The sequence below is a fragment of the Flagellimonas olearia genome, from assembly GCF_004150225.1.
Classification (GTDB): Bacteria; Bacteroidota; Bacteroidia; order Flavobacteriales; family Flavobacteriaceae; genus Flagellimonas; species Flagellimonas olearia.
In genome coordinates, this window is the sequence record NZ_ML142913.1 from 226,029 (window position 1) to 244,946 (window position 18,918).

Below are 18,918 nucleotides of genomic sequence, written 5' to 3' on the forward strand. Positions count from 1 at the left end.
CCTATAGGTTTTGCTTTTTCAATTGGTCTACTATATACTCTGAAGCCCTCCATGAGAGTGCCAAAATTGTCCACGTACAGTTTTTGTCGGCTTGGGACACAAAGGGTCCGGCATCCACCACAAAAACGTTGTCCGCATCGTGCAGTTGTTGGTACTTATTGGTTACCGATGTTCTTGGGTCGTCCCCCATACGGGTGGTACCCACTTCGTGAATGATCCGCCCTGGGGTATGCAGACCGTAATCCGCCTCTTTTCCAGGCTTGCTTCCAAGCACTTCTCCACCTAGATTGGTAAGTATTTGCTCAAAGGTATCGTGCATGTGAATGGCTTGCTTATGCTCATATTCCGACCACTTGTAATGGAAACGCAATACAGGGATACCCCACTCATCCACGGTGTTGGGGTCTATTTCACAATAGTTGTCCTTATAGGCAATGGACTCCCCACGCCCACTTAGGCCCACCAAGGCCCCATAATATTTTTTGGCATCACTACGGAGTACATCCCCATATCCACCGACTTTGGTTCCGAAGAATTTATTGAACTCGTTGACATTGAAGCCAAATCCATAACTCGGCATACCCATACCACCCCATATTTCAATATGGTAGCCCCGAGGGAAATCCAATTTGGAGTTATCGCCCCACCAAGGTGAGTACACATGCATTCCACCGACCCCATCTTCGTTGTATGACACCTTTCGGTTCATCAAATCTGGAACGAAAGCCATTCTATCCGCACCTGTGGAATCATGGAGATATTTACCCACAATATCACTACTGTTCCCCAATCCGTTGGGGTGTTGCGGACTCTTGGAGTTCATCAAGATCCTGGCAGTACTACAGGCAGAAGCCCCCAATACCACCACTTTGCCCTTGAGCTTATATTCTTTTCTATCTTCTTTATTGATATAGGAAACTCCGGTTGCCTTACCTTCATCATCAACCGTTACTTCACGAACCACACAGTTCACGAACAGGTCCACCTGTCCCCTACTCTTTTGGGCCGGGAAAATTAAACAGGTCCCTGCCGAAAAATCGGCATATACCTGACAGGCACGGCTACACTGTCCACAATAGAAACAGACCCCTCTATCATTGTTGATTCGCTTGGTAAGCATGGACATACGAGAGGGGTATACTGGAACACCAGTTTTTCTTGCTCCCTTGATATAGAAAAGTTCGTGTAGTCTTGGTTTTGGGGGAGGAAGGAAAAAACCATCAGGGTTATTGTGGATGTTTTCCTTGGTTCCAAACACCCCGATCATTTTGTCCACCTTGTCGTAGTATGGCTTTACATCATCGTAACTGATAGGCCAATCATCTCCGTGACCATCAATACTTTTATGTTTAAAATCGTCCGGACCGAAACGCAAAGAGATACGCCCCCAGTGGTTGGTACGCCCTCCCAACATGTGTGAACGGAACCAATCGAACTTGGTGCCATCCTTGTGGGTATACGGCTCTCCTTCTATTTCCCAACCTCCGTAGGCAGAGTCAAAATCCCCAAAGGGACGTACCGTACCGGCTCCCCTTCTGGGCGACTCATAGGGCCATCTTAGCTGGGTTTTCTGTTCTGGATCGGCAGGATCAAAAAACGGACCTGCCTCTACCACGGCCACTTTCAGGCCAGCATCGGCCAATACTTTTGTGGCCATACCTCCACCTGCACCAGAGCCCACGATTATAGCATCATAGACTGTTGAATTTTCTATTATCTGCATTGCGTCAAAACTTCTTTTTTATGAATTAAATGTAGGAATTGGCTCCCCAAAAACGAAAAATAGGGGTAAAAATTCAATACGGCAATAATTGCACATCAAAATCTTGAATTTTCACAGCCAAAACAACTTTTTTATGGCATATTGATAATATTCCCAATTTTCAACAAAGCATCTTTAATTTTTTAGACCAACGACGGGTCCAAATAGATTAACGCACAAAAAAAGTATATAAAACCTTTAAAAAGCAGCTTACATAAATTTCCATAAAAATCCTATTCCGACTCCAACCACAACCATCCTATTCATCTCCCCACAAAGGCCATTCAAATGTACTTTTTTTACCTAAACAGGTTTGTTTTCATTTAATATGTATATTTATGCGCATTGATATTGATATCCCATGAAACTTCACTTGCTAAACCGCAGGAGCAATACTGGTTCTTCCTTTACCATCACACACAACCGGTACCCCCATTTTTTAAAGATTTGGCACTATCATGCGGAGTTGGAGCTCGTAATGATCAAGAAGAGTACGGGCACGCGGTTTATCGGTGACAGCATCCAAAAATTCCAAGTGGGAGAAGTAGTGCTTTTGGGGAAGAACCTACCCCATATGTGGTTAAACGATGAATCCTATTTTGAGGAAGATGTCCCTGATGCCGCCGAAGCCATATCCATCCATTTCACCGAGGATTTTTTAGGTGACCACTTATTCAAGTCCCCTGAATTTTCACATATTGGACTCATGCTTCGTACCGCGTTGAGGGGTATTAAGTTCCATACCGTTCCAGCAGCCATTTACGAATCCTTCGAAAATATGCTTTCCTTAGACCCCTTTTCCAAAGCCATAGCCCTTATTGAGCTGTTGAACCAATTGGCCAGACATAAAGAATATGAGTTATTGTCCAGCATTGGATATGTGAACAGCTTTGGACAAATTGAAAATGAAAGACTCCGCAAAGTATACGAATACATTTTTGACAATTTCAAGAGTGATGTGAACCTAAACAATGTGGCCGAATTGGTGGGTATGAATCCATCAGCGTTCAGCAGATTCTTTAAACGGATACACCGAAAACCTTTTACCAGATATCTCAACGAAATACGCATTGGGTATGCCTGTAAGCTTTTACTTGAAAGTGAGAACAGCATAGCAGGAGCCGCTTATGAATCAGGATTCAACAACATTTCCAACTTTAATCGACAGTTCAAGGTCATAAAAGCCATTTCCCCTACTGATTACATCAAATCCTACAAAAAATCCGGCTGATTTTGTATTAAGGCAAAAAAAGTACTGAATTCGGTACTTTTTGAGGTAGCGTATAAGCCCTAGCACTTCTAATTTTGGTAAGATTCACACTAGTTTAATCTTTATGCCTACAATAACAGCCCTAGAAGTGCGCGATATCCGCTTTCCCACTAGCAAATCACTGGATGGTTCAGATGCCATGAATCCTGACCCCGATTATTCGGCGGCCTATGTCATTTTAAAAACAGATCATCCCCAGAACCTGGAAGGCCATGGGCTTACCTTCACCATAGGTCGGGGCAATGAAATCTGTGCCGCTGCCATCAAAGCCATGTCCCATTTGGTTGTGGGCAAAAGCTTGGAAAGCTTTACGGCCAACATGGGAGCTTTTTGGAAAATGGTCACAGGTGACAGCCAATTGCGATGGCTGGGGCCTGAAAAAGGAGTCATACACCTGGCAACCGGGGCTTTGGTCAATGCCGTTTGGGACCTGTATGCCAAAATGGAAGGGAAACCACTTTGGAAACTCATTGCGGACATGAGCCCAGAAGAACTGCTCTCCTGTGTTGATTTCACATACATCACCGATGCCATTACGCCTGCAGAGGCTTTGGAAATCCTTAAAAAACAGGAATCCACCAAAAAGGAACGCATTGATGCCCTCTTGAGTGATGGTTACCCTGCCTATACCACCTCAGCAGGTTGGTTGGGTTATTCCGATGAAAAAGTGAGACGGCTATGCCGAGAAGCCAAAGAGGAAGGCTTTACCCATATGAAGATGAAAGTGGGTTCCGACCTACAGGACGATATGCGTAGGGCGGCACTTATCCGAGAGGAAATTGGCAATGACCTTAAATTGATGATGGACGCCAACCAAAAATGGGATGTACAGGAAGCCATCGATAATATGGCCCAACTCAAAAAATTCAACCCATATTGGATCGAGGAGCCTACAAGCCCTGATGATATCTTGGGACATGCCAAAATAGCCAAGGCCGTTGCCCCCATCAAAGTCGCTACCGGGGAACACTGCCAAAATCGGGTCATTTTTAAACAATTGATGCAAGCCGGGTCTTTTGAAATTTGTCAGATAGACAGTTGCAGGGTCGGGGGCGTCAATGAAAACTTGGCCATATTGCTCATGGCCGCCAAATTCAACATTCCCGTGTGTCCCCATGCCGGTGGAGTGGGGCTGTGTGAGTACGTACAGCACCTTTCCATGATAGACTACATCTGTATCAGTGGCAACATGGAAGGCCGGGTAATCGAATATGTGGACCACCTCCACGAGCATTTTCTGGACCCTGTGATCATTAAAAATGGCGCCTACATGCCCCCCAGTATGCCTGGGTATAGTATCCAAATGAAAGAACAATCTTTGGAAGACCATGCCTTCCCCAATGGAAAAGTGTGGAACACCCTTCAAACCTCAACCCTATGAAACATCTAGCAAAAATCTGTACTGCCCTAATCCTTTTTTGTAGCCTGCTGGGCCATGGCCAAGGTCAACAAAACTATCAACCCTCACCCGAGAACCTTGAGGCCAGACAATGGTTCCAAGAAGCCAAGTTTGGATTGTTTGTGCACTGGGGGATCTACAGCATTCTAGGAGACGGGGAATGGGTCATGAACAACCAAAACATTCCCGTTGATGCCTATGAAAAATTGCCTGCTTTTTTCAATCCCATAGATTTTGATGCTGACGAGTGGGTAAAAATGGCCAAGGATGCCGGTATGAAGTATATCACCATCACCAGCCGGCACCATGATGGCTTTTCCATGTTCGATACCAAGGCAAGCGATTACAACATTGTGGACAGCACTCCCTATGGAAAAGATGTATTGAAGCAATTGGCCGAGGCGTGCAGAAAACAGGATATCAAACTATTTTTCTATTACTCGCTGTTGGATTGGAACCGGGATGATTACTACCCAAGGGGAAGAACAGGCAATGGCATTGCCGGAAGAGGTGAAGGGGAATGGGAGGACTATATTGAATTCATGAAGGCCCAGCTCACTGAACTTTTGACCAATTATGGCGATATTGGCGGAATTTGGTTTGATGGCCATTGGGACCAAAAAGAATGGGACGGCAAAAAATTTGGAAAACTAAAGGTGGATTGGCACTATGATGAAATTTATAAACTGATCCATGACCTTCAACCCCAATGTCTGATCGGGAACAACCACCACATTGCCCCGATTGAAGGAGAAGATTTTCAAATGTTCGAAAAAGACCTTCCCGGAAGAAATACCACAGGCTTTGGCACCTCGGAATCCGATATAGGCCAACTGCCCTTTGAAGTTTGTGAGACCATCAATGGGTCATGGGGTTTTAACCTTCAAGATAGAAAACACAAATCCGAAAAAGAGCTAGTACAGTACATTGTAAAAGCCGCCGGCTATGGAAGCAATCTATTGTTGAACGTAGGCCCAATGCCCAATGGAAAAATTCAGGATGAACACAAGGAATCCCTAAAACAAATGGGAGACTGGTTGCGTAAAAATGGAGAAACCATTTACGGGACCAAAGCTGGTCCTTCGGGCCCGACCGATGAATATGCGACCACCCAAAAAGGGAAAACGATCTACGTGCACCTATTGCAGAACAAGGACGTGGTCTTTATGGAAGGATTCAACCAACGGATCAAGCAGATAACCTATTACGGTACCCAGCAAAAAGTGACCCATGAACTCAACGATTATGGCCTTTTGTTGAAAATTCCGGAAGACCGTCAAGATCCTATAGACACTATCTTGGAAATAACCCTCAGGTGATCACGTACGGCAAACATATAACCATACTGCTGCTATTGGCTTTGCCCATCCTGGGTTGCAAAAAGACCGTAAAGGAGAGCAGCAAAGTTCAGGTACGCCCCAATATCATCTATGTATTGGCGGATGATTTGGGCTATGGGGATATTGGGGCCTTTAACCCGCATGGGAAAATAAAGACCCCGGCCATAGATCAACTTGCCGCAGAGGGAATAAAATTTACCGACGCCCATACCTCATCGGCGGTATGCACACCAACCCGTTATAGCATTCTCACTGGCCGATACAACTGGCGAAGCCCATTGAAAAGTGGCGTGCTCACCGGGGCTTCAAAAGCACTCATTCCTAACGAAAGGACTACCGTGGCCTCCTTGCTCAAAAAACAGGGTTACCACACCGCATTCATCGGAAAATGGCACTTGGGCTGGGATTGGGCACTTCAATCGACCGACAGCACACTTGGGGAAGGATGGAACCACGAAGATTTTAGCAACATCGATTTTTCAAAACCGATTACCAACGGCCCCAACGGCCTTGGTTTTGATTATACCTATGGTCATTCGGGCTCTTTGGACATGGCCCCCTATGTCTATGTTGAAAATGGAAAGGCCACCATGGTTCCGGACTCCATCACGGAAGATACCGGCAAATACACCTGGTGGCGCAAGGGTCCCACATCCAAGGATTTCATCCATGAAGATGTGACTCCCAATTTTTTCAGAAAGTCTTTCGCGCATATCAAGGAAAGAGCCAACAAAGAAGAACCTTTCTTTTTATATCTGGCCTTGCCTTCACCACATACCCCCATCCTTCCCACTGAGGAGTGGCAAGGAAAGAGCAACATCAATCCCTACGCGGATTTCATGATGATGATCGATGATTATATGGGGCAACTGGCCCAAGTTTTAAAGGAAACCGGGATTGAAGGGGAAACCATGGTCATCTTTACCAGCGACAATGGGTGTTCCCCCCAAGCGGATTTTGCCGTTTTGGCCGAAAAAGGACACGACCCCAGCTATGTGTTCCGGGGTCATAAGGCCGATATCTATGAAGGAGGCCATCGGGTTCCCTTCATTGTAAAATGGCCTAAAAAAGTGCAGCCGGGCAGTTCTTCGGACCAGACTATCTGCACCACGGATTTCTTCGCAACTGCCGCAGAAATCACTGGGGCCCAACTTCAGGAAAATGAAGGTGAGGATAGTTTTTCCATGCTGCCCTTGTTGTTGGATTCCCCTTCATCCGACTACAAACGCACATCGATCGTCCATCATTCCATAAACGGGAGTTTTGCCCTACGAAAAGGAAAATGGAAATTGATTTTTGCCCCCGGTTCGGGAGGGTGGAGTTCGCCTAAACCAAATTCAAAAGAAGAGGAAGGTCTTCCAGCGTATCAATTATATGACCTGACCACGGATATATCAGAACAAGAAAACCTTCAAGAAAAGTATCCTGAAGTTGTGAAAGAACTAAAAGCGGAGATGATATCCTTGATCGCCAATGGACGAAGCACGCCAGGCAACACCCAATCCAACGAAATGCCCTTGAATGGGAAGCCTTGGAAACAGATAGTACAATTTACCGACGCGAACAGTTCGGCTTCAAACTAAAACCAATTTATAGATGAGCGCATTCAATTTAAAAGGAAAAATAGCTTTGATAACCGGTGGTGCCAGTGGTATTGGAAAGGCTATTTCCCTAAAGTTTGCCGAGAATGGGGCCACGGTCCACCTTTTAGAGTACAACAGTGAAGAAGGAGAGAAAACCGCCCAAGAAATCCAGGATTTGGGAGGCACTGCATATTTTCATCAATGCGATGTTTCCAATCACCAACAGGTCAAGCAAGTCATCAACGGGATTCCCCAAGTAGACATTTTGGTCAATAATGCCGGGATAGCCCATGTGGGCAATATTGAAGGTACTTCGGAAGCCGATATGGACCGACTGTACCAAGTGAACATCAAAGGAGTCTATAACTGCATCCATGCCGTTATTGGCAAAATGAAGGAGCAAGGCTCTGGGGTTATCCTTAACATGGCCTCCATTGCCTCATCGGTGGGCATTTCGGATAGGTTTGCCTATTCCATGACCAAAGGGGCCGTGTTGACCATGACCTATTCCGTGGCCAAGGATTATGTGGAAAACGGTATTCGATGCAACTGCATATCCCCGGCACGGGTACATACGCCTTTCGTGGATGGCTTCTTGGCCAAGAACTATCCGGGCAAGGAAAAGGAAATGTTTGAGAAATTGTCCAAGACCCAACCTATTGGCCGTATGGGAAAACCGGAGGAAGTGGCCAGTCTTGCCCTTTATCTATGTTCCGATGAAGCCTCTTTCATCACAGGAACGGATTTTCCCATTGATGGTGGTTTTATCAAATTGAACGGATAGTGCAAGACCAATCAAAAAGAAACGATTACAGAATATAAAATTCACATAACTCAAAAGCAAAAATACTACCTATATGAAACTGATACGATTTGGTGAAGAAGGAAAAGAGAAACCCGGTGTACAGACGGAAGATGGCAAATGGTTGGATGTTTCAGCCTTTGGCCAAGATTACAACGAAGATTTTTTTGGGGGTGACGGTCTGGCCAGATTAACCGATTGGCTTAAGGAAAATGGTTCCAATTGCCCAGAGGTTTCAAAGGAGACCCGCTTGGGAGCTCCGTTGTGCCGGCCTTCCAAAATGGTTTGCGTAGGACTAAATTATGCCAAGCATGCCGCCGAAGGTGGTATGGCCGTGCCCAAAGAACCTGTGTTGTTCTTCAAGGCCACCTCGGCCATTGTGGGACCCAACGATGATTTGGTCATCCCCAAGAACAGTGAAAAGACGGATTGGGAAGTGGAACTTGCCATTGTCATCGGCAAAAAAGCATCCTATGTTTCCAAAGAACAGGCCTTGGACCACGTGGCCGGTTATGTATTGCACAACGATTACAGCGAACGCGCATTTCAGTTGGAACGTGAAGGTCAGTGGGTAAAAGGAAAAAGCTGTGACACCTTTGCCCCTCTTGGTCCTTTCATTGCTACTCCCGATGAAATCAAAGACCCTCATGCACTTCGCCTCTGGCTCAAGCTGAATGGGAAGATGATGCAGGACAGCAGCACTTCGGATTTCATCTTTGACATTCCAACACAGATCAGCTACATCAGTCAATTTATGACCCTGTTGCCCGGTGATGTGATTTCCACAGGAACTCCTTTTGGAGTGGGACTGGGCCTAAAGCCCCCTACCTACTTGAAACCAGGTGACGTAGTGGAATTGGGCATTGATGGACTGGGAAGTTCAACGCAAACGGCGAAAGCCTACGGTCAATAATTCCTTCAACAGCAAACATGAAAAAATGAAGTGGCCCAAACCAACATACACACTTTTAATCAGCACTTTAGTCTTTTTGGGATGCAAGGACACTCCCAAGGATAGTGCGGATACCTCTTTGGAAAAGCCCAACATCATTTTTCTGTTTACGGACGATCAAAGTTATCGCGACCTCCATGCCCTGGGCAATGCGGAGGTCCGCACCCCGGCCATGGACCAATTGGTGGAAGAAGGCACCACATTTACACACGCCTATAACATGGGCGGTTGGAACGGTGCCATCTGTGTGGCCTCAAGGGCCATGATCATTAGTGGAAGGTCCGTTTGGCGAGCCCAAGAGGTTTCCAAATCCTTTGCCCAAAACAAGGAATTTGACAAGACTTGGCCCCAGTTGCTAAAAACCGTGGGCTATGAAACCTATATGACAGGCAAGTGGCATATCTCGGCCCCAGCCGATAGTATTTTTGACCATGTGGCACGTTCGCTCCGCGGCATGCCTTTTGACACCCCGGAAGGCTACAATAGGCCACTAAGTGTAAACGATACCCTTTGGCAACCCTGGGACACGGATAGAGGAGGATATTGGAAAGGCGGAAAGCATTGGTCCGAACTGGTTCGGGACGATGCCCTAGGCTTTATTGATAATGCTGCCGATGCCCCTGAACCGTTTTTCATGTACATCGCCTTTAATGCGCCGCATGATCCGCGACAATCGCCCCGGGAATATGTGGAAAGCTATGATGTCAATGATATTGCCCTTCCCGAATCGTTTCTGCCCAAATACCCCTATGCAGAAGCCATGGGAGCCGGGCCAAACCTGCGGGACGAAAAACTGGCCCCTTTTCCGCGTACCGAGTATGCCATAAAAAAGAACCGTCAGGAATACTACGCCATCACAACCCATCTGGATGATCAAATTGCCATGATTCTTTCCAAACTGAAAGAGAAAGGGCTCGACAAAAACACCTACATCTTTTTCACGGCCGACCATGGACTTTCTGTGGGCGAACACGGCCTATTGGGAAAACAGAACATGTACGACCACAGTGTACGGGTACCCTTGATGGTTGTGGGTCCGGACATTCCCAAAGGAAAAAAGGTGGAAAACGACGTGTACCTGCAAGACATTATGGCCACTACCTTACAATTGGCGGGAGTTGAAAAACCCGATTATGTTGAGTTCAATAGTCTGTTGCCCCAAATCAATCAGGACACCGAAGGGCTGGCAGAGGTATATGGGTGTTATGAAAAAGGGTCTCAACGTATGATCCGCAAAGACGGTTGGAAACTTATTGTTTATCCTCGGGCCGCAAAGCTGCGCTTGTATGACCTAACCAACGACCCCAATGAGTTGATGGATGTATCGGAACATCCAGACCAGCAGGAAAAAGTGAAGGCATTATTTACCGACTTGGTAAAACTACAGCAAAAAATGGGGGACACTTTACAACTTGATTCAGACACATATCCACAAACCAAGGAAATGAAAACACTATAAGATCGGAGCGGATGAAAATTGACAGCCATCAACATTTTTGGAGATACAGCCCCAGCAGTCATGCTTGGATAGATTCCACCATGGGAGTCCTTAAAAAGGACTTTTTGCCAGAGGACTTGGAACCCTTGCTCCAAAACCATGAATTGGATGGTTGTGTTGCGGTACAGACCGATCAATCCGAAGCGGAAACCGAATTTCTGTTGAAATGCGCCGAGGAACATCCCTTCATCAAGGGCGTAGTGGGTTGGTTGGATCTCTGTGCCGAAGACATCGAGGAAAAACTACAGGAATATTCAAAAAACCCTTTGTTGAAGGGATTAAGACATATTGTCCAGGATGAACCGGATGACTATTTTATGCTTCGCCCAGAATTCTTGAGAGGCATTTCCCTTTTGGAAAAATATGGGCTTACGTATGACATCCTCATATTCCCAAAACATTTATCCTCTGCCTTGGAACTCGTAAAATTGTTTCCCAACCAACCTTTTGTAGTGGACCACATTGCCAAACCCAAGATCAATGGCAAAATAGAACCCTGTTGGGAACACTACATGAACCAACTTGGGCAACAAGACCATGTATATTGCAAGGCTTCGGGCATGGTCACCGAGGCCAAATGGGGCAAATGGTCCAAAAGTGATTTTATACCCTATTTGGATGTGGTGTTCAACTCCTTTGGCGCTGAGCGAATCATGTTTGGTTCGGATTGGCCCGTTTGTCTGCTTTCGGCCGAATACAAGCAGGTAAATTGTATTTTGACCCAATATCTGACCAAATACCCAAGGGAATCTCGAAAACAAGTCATGGGATTAACCGCTCAAAAGTTTTACAAGCTATGATGATCAAATGCTCTTCTTTTGTTCCGAAGAACCCCATCCCATCAAAATTGACATTGGGGTTGGTTTTCATTTTGACTAGTGTCCTATCCGGCTTGAATGCTCAGGATTCCAAAGATATTTTATGGTACTCCAGTCCCGCCGAAGAATGGATGCAGGCCCTTCCCATTGGCAATGGCCGTTTGGGCGCTATGGTTTTTGGAGACCCTCTCAAGGAGCGCCTTCAACTGAACGAGGATTCCATGTGGGCCGGAGGAACCGATTGGGAAGACGCGCAGGGAACTCCCGAAGACCTTGAAACGTTGCGGCGATTGTTGCGCGAGGGTAAAACTGCGGAAGTGGATAGTTTGATTGTTGAGAAATTCTCCAACAAGACCGTCCTACGCTCCCATCAAACCATGGGCGACCTTTTCATTGATTTTAAAGAAACCGGCGAAATCAGTGACTACCGAAGGGAATTGGACCTCAACCAAGCATTGGCCTCCACCTCCTATACGCTTAACGGCAACCATTACACCCAAAAAGTGTTCGCCTCCCAGCCCGATGATGCCATGGTGATGGAAATCACCACCACCTCCCAGAAAGGGTTAAATCTGGAACTTTCCCTCAGCAGACCTGAAGATCATGGCAAGGCCACAGTGAGTGTTTCCAACCCTTCCCAAAATCAAATCAGTATGTTGGGGCAAGTGACCCAATATGGCGGAAAGCGATTTTCCAAACCCTTGCCCATTGATCACGGAGTACGTTTTGAGGTACGACTTCAGGTGGTGACCCCTAATGGAAAAATCACCGCCAAAGAAGGCAAGGTTTCCATAAAAGGAGCTAAAAAAGCTCTAATCTTTATAGTGGGCAATACCTCTTTCTATCACGGTGACAACTATATCAAAAAAAATGACGAGACCCTTTCCAAAATCACGCAGAAGTCGTTCACATCGCTTTTGGAACAACATGTTTCGGACTACCAAAAACTTTACAATAGGGTCAGTTTTGAGTTGGGAGAAAACAACATGGACCACATTCCTACCGATGAGCGCTTAAAGCGCTGCAAGGATGGAGGCACCGATTTGGGGTTGCAATCCCTGCTCTTTCAATATGGAAGGTACTTGTTGATTTCCTCTTCGCGACCCAACACCAATCCGGCCAATCTGCAGGGAATTTGGAACGAGCATCTTGAAGCACCTTGGAATGCCGATTACCACCTCAACATCAACCTGCAAATGAATTATTGGCCCGCGGAGGTCACCAATCTTAGTGAACTCCATCAACCTTTTTTCAACCTTATCGATAGAGTATTGGAGCGAGGCCGAAAAACTGCCAAGGAACAATACGGTATTACCAGAGGTACCATGGCCCACCATACCACAGATCTTTGGGCTACCCCATTTATGCGGGCCGAAAGAGCCTATTGGGGATCGTGGATCCATGGAGGTGGATGGTGCGCCCAGCATTATTGGGAGCATTATCAATTTACCCAAGACAAGGATTTTTTATGTAATCGGGCCTATCCTGTCCTTAAGGACATCGCTTCCTTTTATCTGGATTGGCTGACTTGGGACCCCAAAAGCGAAAAATGGATCTCCACCCCGGAAACCTCACCGGAAAATTCCTATTACAACCCAAACGGCAAATCAGCCGCGGTTTCCATGGGGAGTGCCATGGGACATCAAATTATTGGGGAAGTGTTCGATAATTTCTTGGAAACGGCCCAGATTTTAGATATTGAAGACGAGCTTGTGGAAGAGATAAAAACCAAGAGAGCTGATCTACATCCCGGAGTGATCGTTGGAAAGGATGGACGCATCTTGGAGTGGAACGAACCCTATGACGAACCTGAAAAAGGACATCGGCATATGTCGCACCTCTATGCCCTTCACCCTGGGGACGACATTACGGAGAACAACCCCGAAGCCTTTGCCGCTGCCCAAAAAACCATTGATTACCGATTGGAACATGGTGGTGCGGGAACCGGCTGGAGCCGTGTCTGGATGATCAATTTGAATGCACGTTTGCTGGATGGTGCCTCGGCAGGGGAAAACATTCAAAAATTCTTTGAGATTTCCTTGGCAAACAATATGTTCGACATGCACCCCCCTTTCCAGATTGATGGTAATTTTGGATATACCGCCGGGGTAGCGGAACTGCTGATCCAATCACACGAAGGGTTTATTCGATTGCTGCCGGCCCTCCCTCCCAACTGGAAGGATGGAAAAATAACCGACCTAAAGGCCAGGGGAAATATTGAGGTAGACATGAGCTGGAAGAATGGTACCTTGGAGGAAGTTGCTTTTCGTTCCCCATCAGACACGAGCATTACCGTAAAATATGGCTCGTCCATGGTTGGCCTACCAATGAAGGCCGGCGAAGAAATCAAACTAAATACAAACCTTACAAAGACAAACGATTAAATGACCCCATATAAAATGACATCACCATTGCGAAAGAACACTATCCGGATAGCCCTTGAAAAGATGACCCTTTTAGGTATTCTAACCTTGCTCTTTTTGACATCACTTCCCGGACATGCACAGAACAATACACATCCGGAAGAAGAGAAGATGCAGTGGTTCCAAGATGCCAAACTGGGTATTTTTATCCACTGGGGCCTATATGCCGTAAACGGCATTGATGAGTCCTGGTCCTTTTTTAACGGGTATATTTCACACAACGATTACCTGAAACAGACCAATGGATTTACTGCCAAAAACTATGACCCCGTGGCGTGGGCCGATCTCATCAAAAAGAGTGGGGCACGTTACTCCGTCATCACCTCAAAACACCATGATGGGTTTGCCCTTTGGGACAGCAAGTTTGGTGATTTTAACGCCAAAAAGGCCTCGGCGGCCAAAAGGGATGTACTCTCCCCTTTTGTGAGTGCTTTGAGAAAGGAAGGATTAAAAGTGGGCATCTATTATTCGCTCCCCGATTGGTCCTATCAAGACTACACCCACCACACCAGGGATTCTATGCGGTACAAACCTGCAGATGACCCCAAACGATGGAACACTTTTTTAAACTATTACCAAGGACAACTCAAAGAGCTTTCAAAAACCTACAATCCGGATTTATGGTGGTTTGATGGGGATTGGGAGCACAGTTCCGCGGAGTGGGAAGCCCCCAAAGTACGACAAATGCTGCTCGACCAAAATCCCGGCACCATCATCAATTCAAGATTGCAAGGGCACGGGGATTATGCCACTCCCGAGCAGGGCATGCCCGTTACCCGTCCCAAGGACAATTATTGGGAGCTCTGCATGACCATGAACAATTCGTGGGGGTATCAAAAAAATGACCATGACTATAAAAGTCTGGATCAGTTGATTGGCATTTTTACCGATGTGATTTCATCAGGTGGAAACTTGTTGTTGGACATTGGCCCCAAAGGTGATGGCTCCATCCCAAAGGAACAGGAAGAACTCTTGACAGGTTTGGGACGGTGGACCCAAAAGCACAAAGAGGCTATTTTTGGCACCGTTGCGGGTATCCCAAAAGATCACTTTTACGGTCCCACTACCCTTTCAAAGGATAAAAGCATCCTATATCTGTTCGTGAAAGGAAATCCAAACGGAGAAATTGTACTTCGGGGAATAAAGAACAAGATCAACCGCATATGGGTGGTTGGCGATGGCACGAAGCTCTCCCACAAAGTGGTGGGCAAAATCTATTGGAGCCATTATCCGGGCATCAAATACATCCAAGTCCCTGATTATGTATTGGACAAAAACATGACCGTTCTGGCCGTGCTCTTGGATGGTAAAATAGACTTGTACCGCGAAGACGGTTCCGTAATTGAAAGCAACTAAGATGAAAACTTCACTACAACATTTTGCCTTTGTCCTACTCTTTGGAACACTACTTTTGGGCTGCAAGGAACAAGAAAAGGAACAGGAAATTTCACAGCCCAATATTGTCCTCTTTTTGGTGGATGACATGGGATGGCAAGACACCTCTGTCCCTTTTTGGAACAAAAGAACCCCTTTCAATGACCTATACCATACCCCTAACATGGAGCGTTTGGCCGCCGAGGGGATGAAATTTACCCAGGCCTACGCCACTCCGGTCTGTTCCCCTACCCGGATAAGCCTTATCACCGGTATGAATGCCGCACGGCACAGGGTCACCAATTGGACCTTGCACAAAAATGCCATCCAGCCCATGGAGAACAACCATCCAACCTTGGGCTTTCCAAAGTGGAACACGAACGGCATCAACCCACAAGACAATACCGACTCACTAGCGGTATATGCCACCCCATTTCCACAAATTTTAAAGGACGCTGGCTACTTCACCGTCCATACAGGGAAAGCACATTTTGGGGCTATTGGAACCCCGGGGGAGAATCCATTGAATCTGGGTTTTGATGTGAATATTGCCGGACATGCCGCTGGTGCCCCGGAAAGTTATTACGGCATGCAAAACTTTGGCAACGGGAAAAAAGGTAAAGAGATTTGGGCGGTACCTGGATTGGAAAAATACCATGGAAAGGACATTTTCCTCACCGAAGCATTGACTCAGGAAGCCTTACAAAAATTGAATTCCAAACCGGACCAAAAGCCTTTTTTCCTGTATATGGCGCATTACGCGGTACACACACCCATTATGGGTGACCCAAGGTTCGTTCAAGGATATTTGGACAAGGGCTTGGACAGCACCGAAGCCAAATATGCTTCCATGGTGGAAGGAATGGACAAAAGCTTGGGGGACATTATGGATTATCTGGAAGAAAAACAGCTTGCAGAGAATACCATTATTCTCTTCATGTCGGACAATGGAGGATTGAGCGCCGTGGCCCGTGGTGGGGAACCTCATACCCACAACAAACCTCTGGCCAGTGGAAAAGGATCTATCTACGAAGGGGGAATTAGGGAACCCATGTTGGTGAAGTGGCCCGGAAAGACCACTCCCGGTTCTGTGACCAATACTCCGGTTATCATAGAGGATTTCTTCCCTACCATTTTGGAAATGGCCGGTGTTGAAAGTCCAGAAGTCGTGCAAATGGTGGATGGACAAAGTTTCACTTCCCTATTGCAAGGTGATGACATCTCTGCCGATAATCGACCTTTCTTTTGGCACTATCCCAATGAGTGGGGACCAGAAGGACCCGGAATCGATGCGTTCAGCGCCATCCGATTGGGAGATTGGAAATTGATCTATTTCCACAAAAACCAACAAATGGAACTCTATAACATCAAGGAAGATATTGGGGAAACCCAAAATAAGGTGGGGGAACATCCTGAAAAGGTAAAGGAATTGGCCGCCATCCTCACGGAACATTTGATAGCCGTTGACGCCCAAATGCCTTTTGACAAAGCAACTGGGGAGCAAATTCCCTGGCCCAATGCAACACAACCCTGATGAAGTTGAATCAAAGAAATAGCGCCCTACTTCTAATGCTGCTTTGTAGTATGGTCTCCTTTGCCCAAAACCAAACGGATTGGCTTTTGCAACCGGATACCTATAAAGCGGAAATAACGGAATCGGAAAATACCATTTCACTGACCAATGGATTGGTACTTCGTAAAATACAGTTGTCGCCCAATGCAGCCACAGTAGAGTTTAAAAACCTTACCACACAGGAAACCATGCTCCGTAGCATCAAACCGGAAGCGGAGGTCACACTGAACGACAGTATTTATCACGTTGGTGGACTATATGGGTTGAAAGAGCATGGCTATTTCAAGGAATCATGGTTAAAAGACCTAAAGTCCAAAACTTCCGATTTTCAATACACAAGCCATGTCATTGAAGATATAGAACCACGCATTGCTTGGAACCCTAAGCAACGATACAACACTGCGAAAAGTTCCTTTGCCACAGGAAAGCGCCTCATCCTAAAGTTCACCCACGCATCCAAAGAATTGGAAGGCGTTGAAGTCTTGATTCATTATGAAATTTTTGATGGGATACCATTGATCTCAAAATGGATTTCTGTGGAAAATCACGGAAAAAACACCATCACCCTAAACCGATTTAAAAGTGAACTGTTGGCCTTTCCAGAAGTGGAAAACCCCGTGGAGACGCCCAACACATGGCGAAAACCCAACTTGCATGTAGAGAGCAATTACGCTTTTGGCGGATTTACCGCGGGCGAATCTACCGTAACCTCATTTTGGGAACAAGACCCGGAATACACCTCACAAGTCAACTGGAAGATGGAGACCCCATGCTTATTGGTGAGCCAACTCCCTGTAGGTCCAAACCTTGACCTAAAATCTGGAAGCACTTTTGAGAGTTTCAGGACTTACGAATTATTACTGGAGGAGCGGGGCAATCGGGAACAGACCGCACTCAGCCTCCGTAAAATGTATCGAAAACTGGCCCCATGGGTCACGGAAAACCCCATTTTCATGCATTTGACCACTACGGATGAAAAAGAGGTGAAAGCCGCCATAGACCAATGTGTGGACACGGGCTACGAGATGGTCATCCTTAGCTTTGGGAGTGGATTGAACATGGAGGACAATTCCCCGGAAAACATCAAAAAATATAAAAAGTTGGCCGATTATGCCCATAGCAAGGGTATCGCCTTGGGTGGCTACTCACTGTTTTCAAGTCGAAGCATCAACGAATCTGTGGATGTCATCAATAAGGAAACCGGAAAACCGGGCGGCACCAAGTTTGGAAATGCCCCTTGCTTGGCCAGCGAATGGGGGAAGGACTATTTGGAGAAACTCAAGTTTTTCTTGAAAAATACTGGTTTTGACCTCTTGGAACATGACGGGCCTTACCCAGGCGACCACTGTGCATCGACCACACATAAATACCACAAAGGGTATGAGGATTCGCAATGGGTGCAATGGAACATGTCCGTGGATTTTTACCATTGGTTGCGGGAAAACGGAATCTACCTTAACGCTCCTGACTTTTACTTTTTGGAAGGCTCCAACAAATGCGGCATTGGGTATAGGGAGGTCAACTGGTCGCTTCCCCGGGAGCAACAGATTGTACTGGGGCGACAAAACATCTATGACGGCACTTGGGAAAAAACACCCTCCATGGCTTGGACCTTTGTGCCCCTTACCGAATATCATGGAGGAGGAAAGGCAGCCACTTTGGAGCCGCTAAAAGACCATTTGGATTCCTACGAGGCCCACATGGTCCAAAACTATGGTTCCGGGGTGCAGGCCTGTTACCGTGGACCACGCTTGTACGATTCCAAGGAAACCAAAGATTTAGTGATATCACAGATTGAGCATTACAAAGAGTACCGTGATATCCTAAATTCCGACATCATTCACCTGAAAAGACCGGATGGAAGGTCTTGGGACGGGTTTATGCATGTCAATCCAGATTTAGGGAACAAGGGCTTGATAATGCTGTTCAACCCCACGGATAAAACTATAAAGGAAACCTTGGAAATCCCCATGTACTATACGGATATCCATGCTATCGCCCAAGTGTCACACAAAGGAACAAACCCAAAAGAATATACTGTCACTAGAGATTATACCATTCCGCTCCAAGTGGAAATTGCCCCGAACGGCTATACCTGGTATCTCATAAAATAAACCCTTGAAA

General features: G+C 46.4%; 13 protein-coding genes. 12 read left to right on the forward strand and 1 reads right to left on the reverse strand.

Features of this window, described 5'->3' with window-relative positions; genetic code table 11:
• Position 1: 1 nt before the first annotated feature.
• The gene (locus tag DN53_RS15590; protein WP_129655754.1) at positions 2–1,723 is read right to left on the reverse strand and encodes a GMC family oxidoreductase; all 1,722 of its coding nucleotides are present in this window, start codon (positions 1,721–1,723) and stop codon (positions 2–4) included.
• Between the two features lie 400 nt (positions 1,724–2,123).
• Here DN53_RS15590 and DN53_RS15595 point away from each other — a divergent pair, with 400 nt between their 5' ends.
• The 12 genes from DN53_RS15595 (at position 2,124) to DN53_RS15650 (ending at position 18,908) form a co-directional block, all read left to right on the forward strand.
• The gene (locus DN53_RS15595) at positions 2,124–2,993 is read left to right on the forward strand and encodes an AraC family transcriptional regulator (RefSeq protein ID WP_129655756.1); all 870 of its coding nucleotides are present in this window, start codon (positions 2,124–2,126) and stop codon (positions 2,991–2,993) included.
• A 103-nt stretch (positions 2,994–3,096) separates the two neighbouring features.
• The gene (locus DN53_RS15600; protein ID WP_129655758.1) at positions 3,097–4,413 is read left to right on the forward strand and encodes an L-fuconate dehydratase; all 1,317 of its coding nucleotides are present in this window, start codon (positions 3,097–3,099) and stop codon (positions 4,411–4,413) included.
• Positions 4,410–5,750 carry an alpha-L-fucosidase gene (locus tag DN53_RS15605; protein ID WP_129655759.1) on the forward strand — a complete coding sequence of 447 codons (1,341 nt, stop codon included), beginning with the start codon at positions 4,410–4,412 and terminating at the stop codon, positions 5,748–5,750. The genes DN53_RS15600 and DN53_RS15605 overlap by 4 nt, the downstream gene beginning before the upstream one ends.
• Entirely contained in the window at positions 5,747–7,354 is a 1,608-nt protein-coding gene (locus tag DN53_RS15610; protein ID WP_207211129.1) for a sulfatase family protein, read from the forward strand. The genes DN53_RS15605 and DN53_RS15610 overlap by 4 nt, the downstream gene beginning before the upstream one ends.
• A gap of 13 nt (positions 7,355–7,367) precedes the next feature.
• Positions 7,368–8,138: an SDR family NAD(P)-dependent oxidoreductase gene (locus DN53_RS15615; protein ID WP_129655761.1), complete on the forward strand. Its 771-nt coding sequence runs from the start codon at positions 7,368–7,370 to the stop codon at positions 8,136–8,138.
• A 73-nt stretch (positions 8,139–8,211) separates the two neighbouring features.
• Entirely contained in the window at positions 8,212–9,069 is an 858-nt protein-coding gene (locus tag DN53_RS15620; protein ID WP_129655763.1) for a fumarylacetoacetate hydrolase family protein, read from the forward strand.
• 25 nt (positions 9,070–9,094) lie between these two features.
• Complete coding sequence (locus DN53_RS15625; protein ID WP_129655765.1) at positions 9,095–10,567, forward strand: sulfatase family protein; 1,473 nt, start codon at positions 9,095–9,097, stop codon at positions 10,565–10,567.
• A gap of 11 nt (positions 10,568–10,578) precedes the next feature.
• Entirely contained in the window at positions 10,579–11,406 is an 828-nt protein-coding gene (locus DN53_RS15630; RefSeq protein ID WP_129655767.1) for an amidohydrolase family protein, read from the forward strand.
• Complete coding sequence (locus DN53_RS15635) at positions 11,403–13,808, forward strand: glycoside hydrolase family 95 protein (protein WP_242502175.1); 2,406 nt, start codon at positions 11,403–11,405, stop codon at positions 13,806–13,808. The genes DN53_RS15630 and DN53_RS15635 overlap by 4 nt, the downstream gene beginning before the upstream one ends.
• Positions 13,809–15,203 carry an alpha-L-fucosidase gene (locus DN53_RS15640; RefSeq protein WP_242502176.1) on the forward strand — a complete coding sequence of 465 codons (1,395 nt, stop codon included), beginning with the start codon at positions 13,809–13,811 and terminating at the stop codon, positions 15,201–15,203.
• A gap of 1 nt (position 15,204) precedes the next feature.
• On the forward strand, positions 15,205–16,755 hold the full coding sequence (locus tag DN53_RS15645; RefSeq protein ID WP_129655769.1) for a sulfatase: 1,551 nt from the start codon (positions 15,205–15,207) through the stop codon (positions 16,753–16,755).
• Entirely contained in the window at positions 16,755–18,908 is a 2,154-nt protein-coding gene (locus DN53_RS15650) for a glycoside hydrolase family 36 N-terminal domain-containing protein (protein WP_129655771.1), read from the forward strand. The genes DN53_RS15645 and DN53_RS15650 overlap by 1 nt, the downstream gene beginning before the upstream one ends.
• The last annotated feature ends 10 nt before the right edge of the window (positions 18,909–18,918 follow it).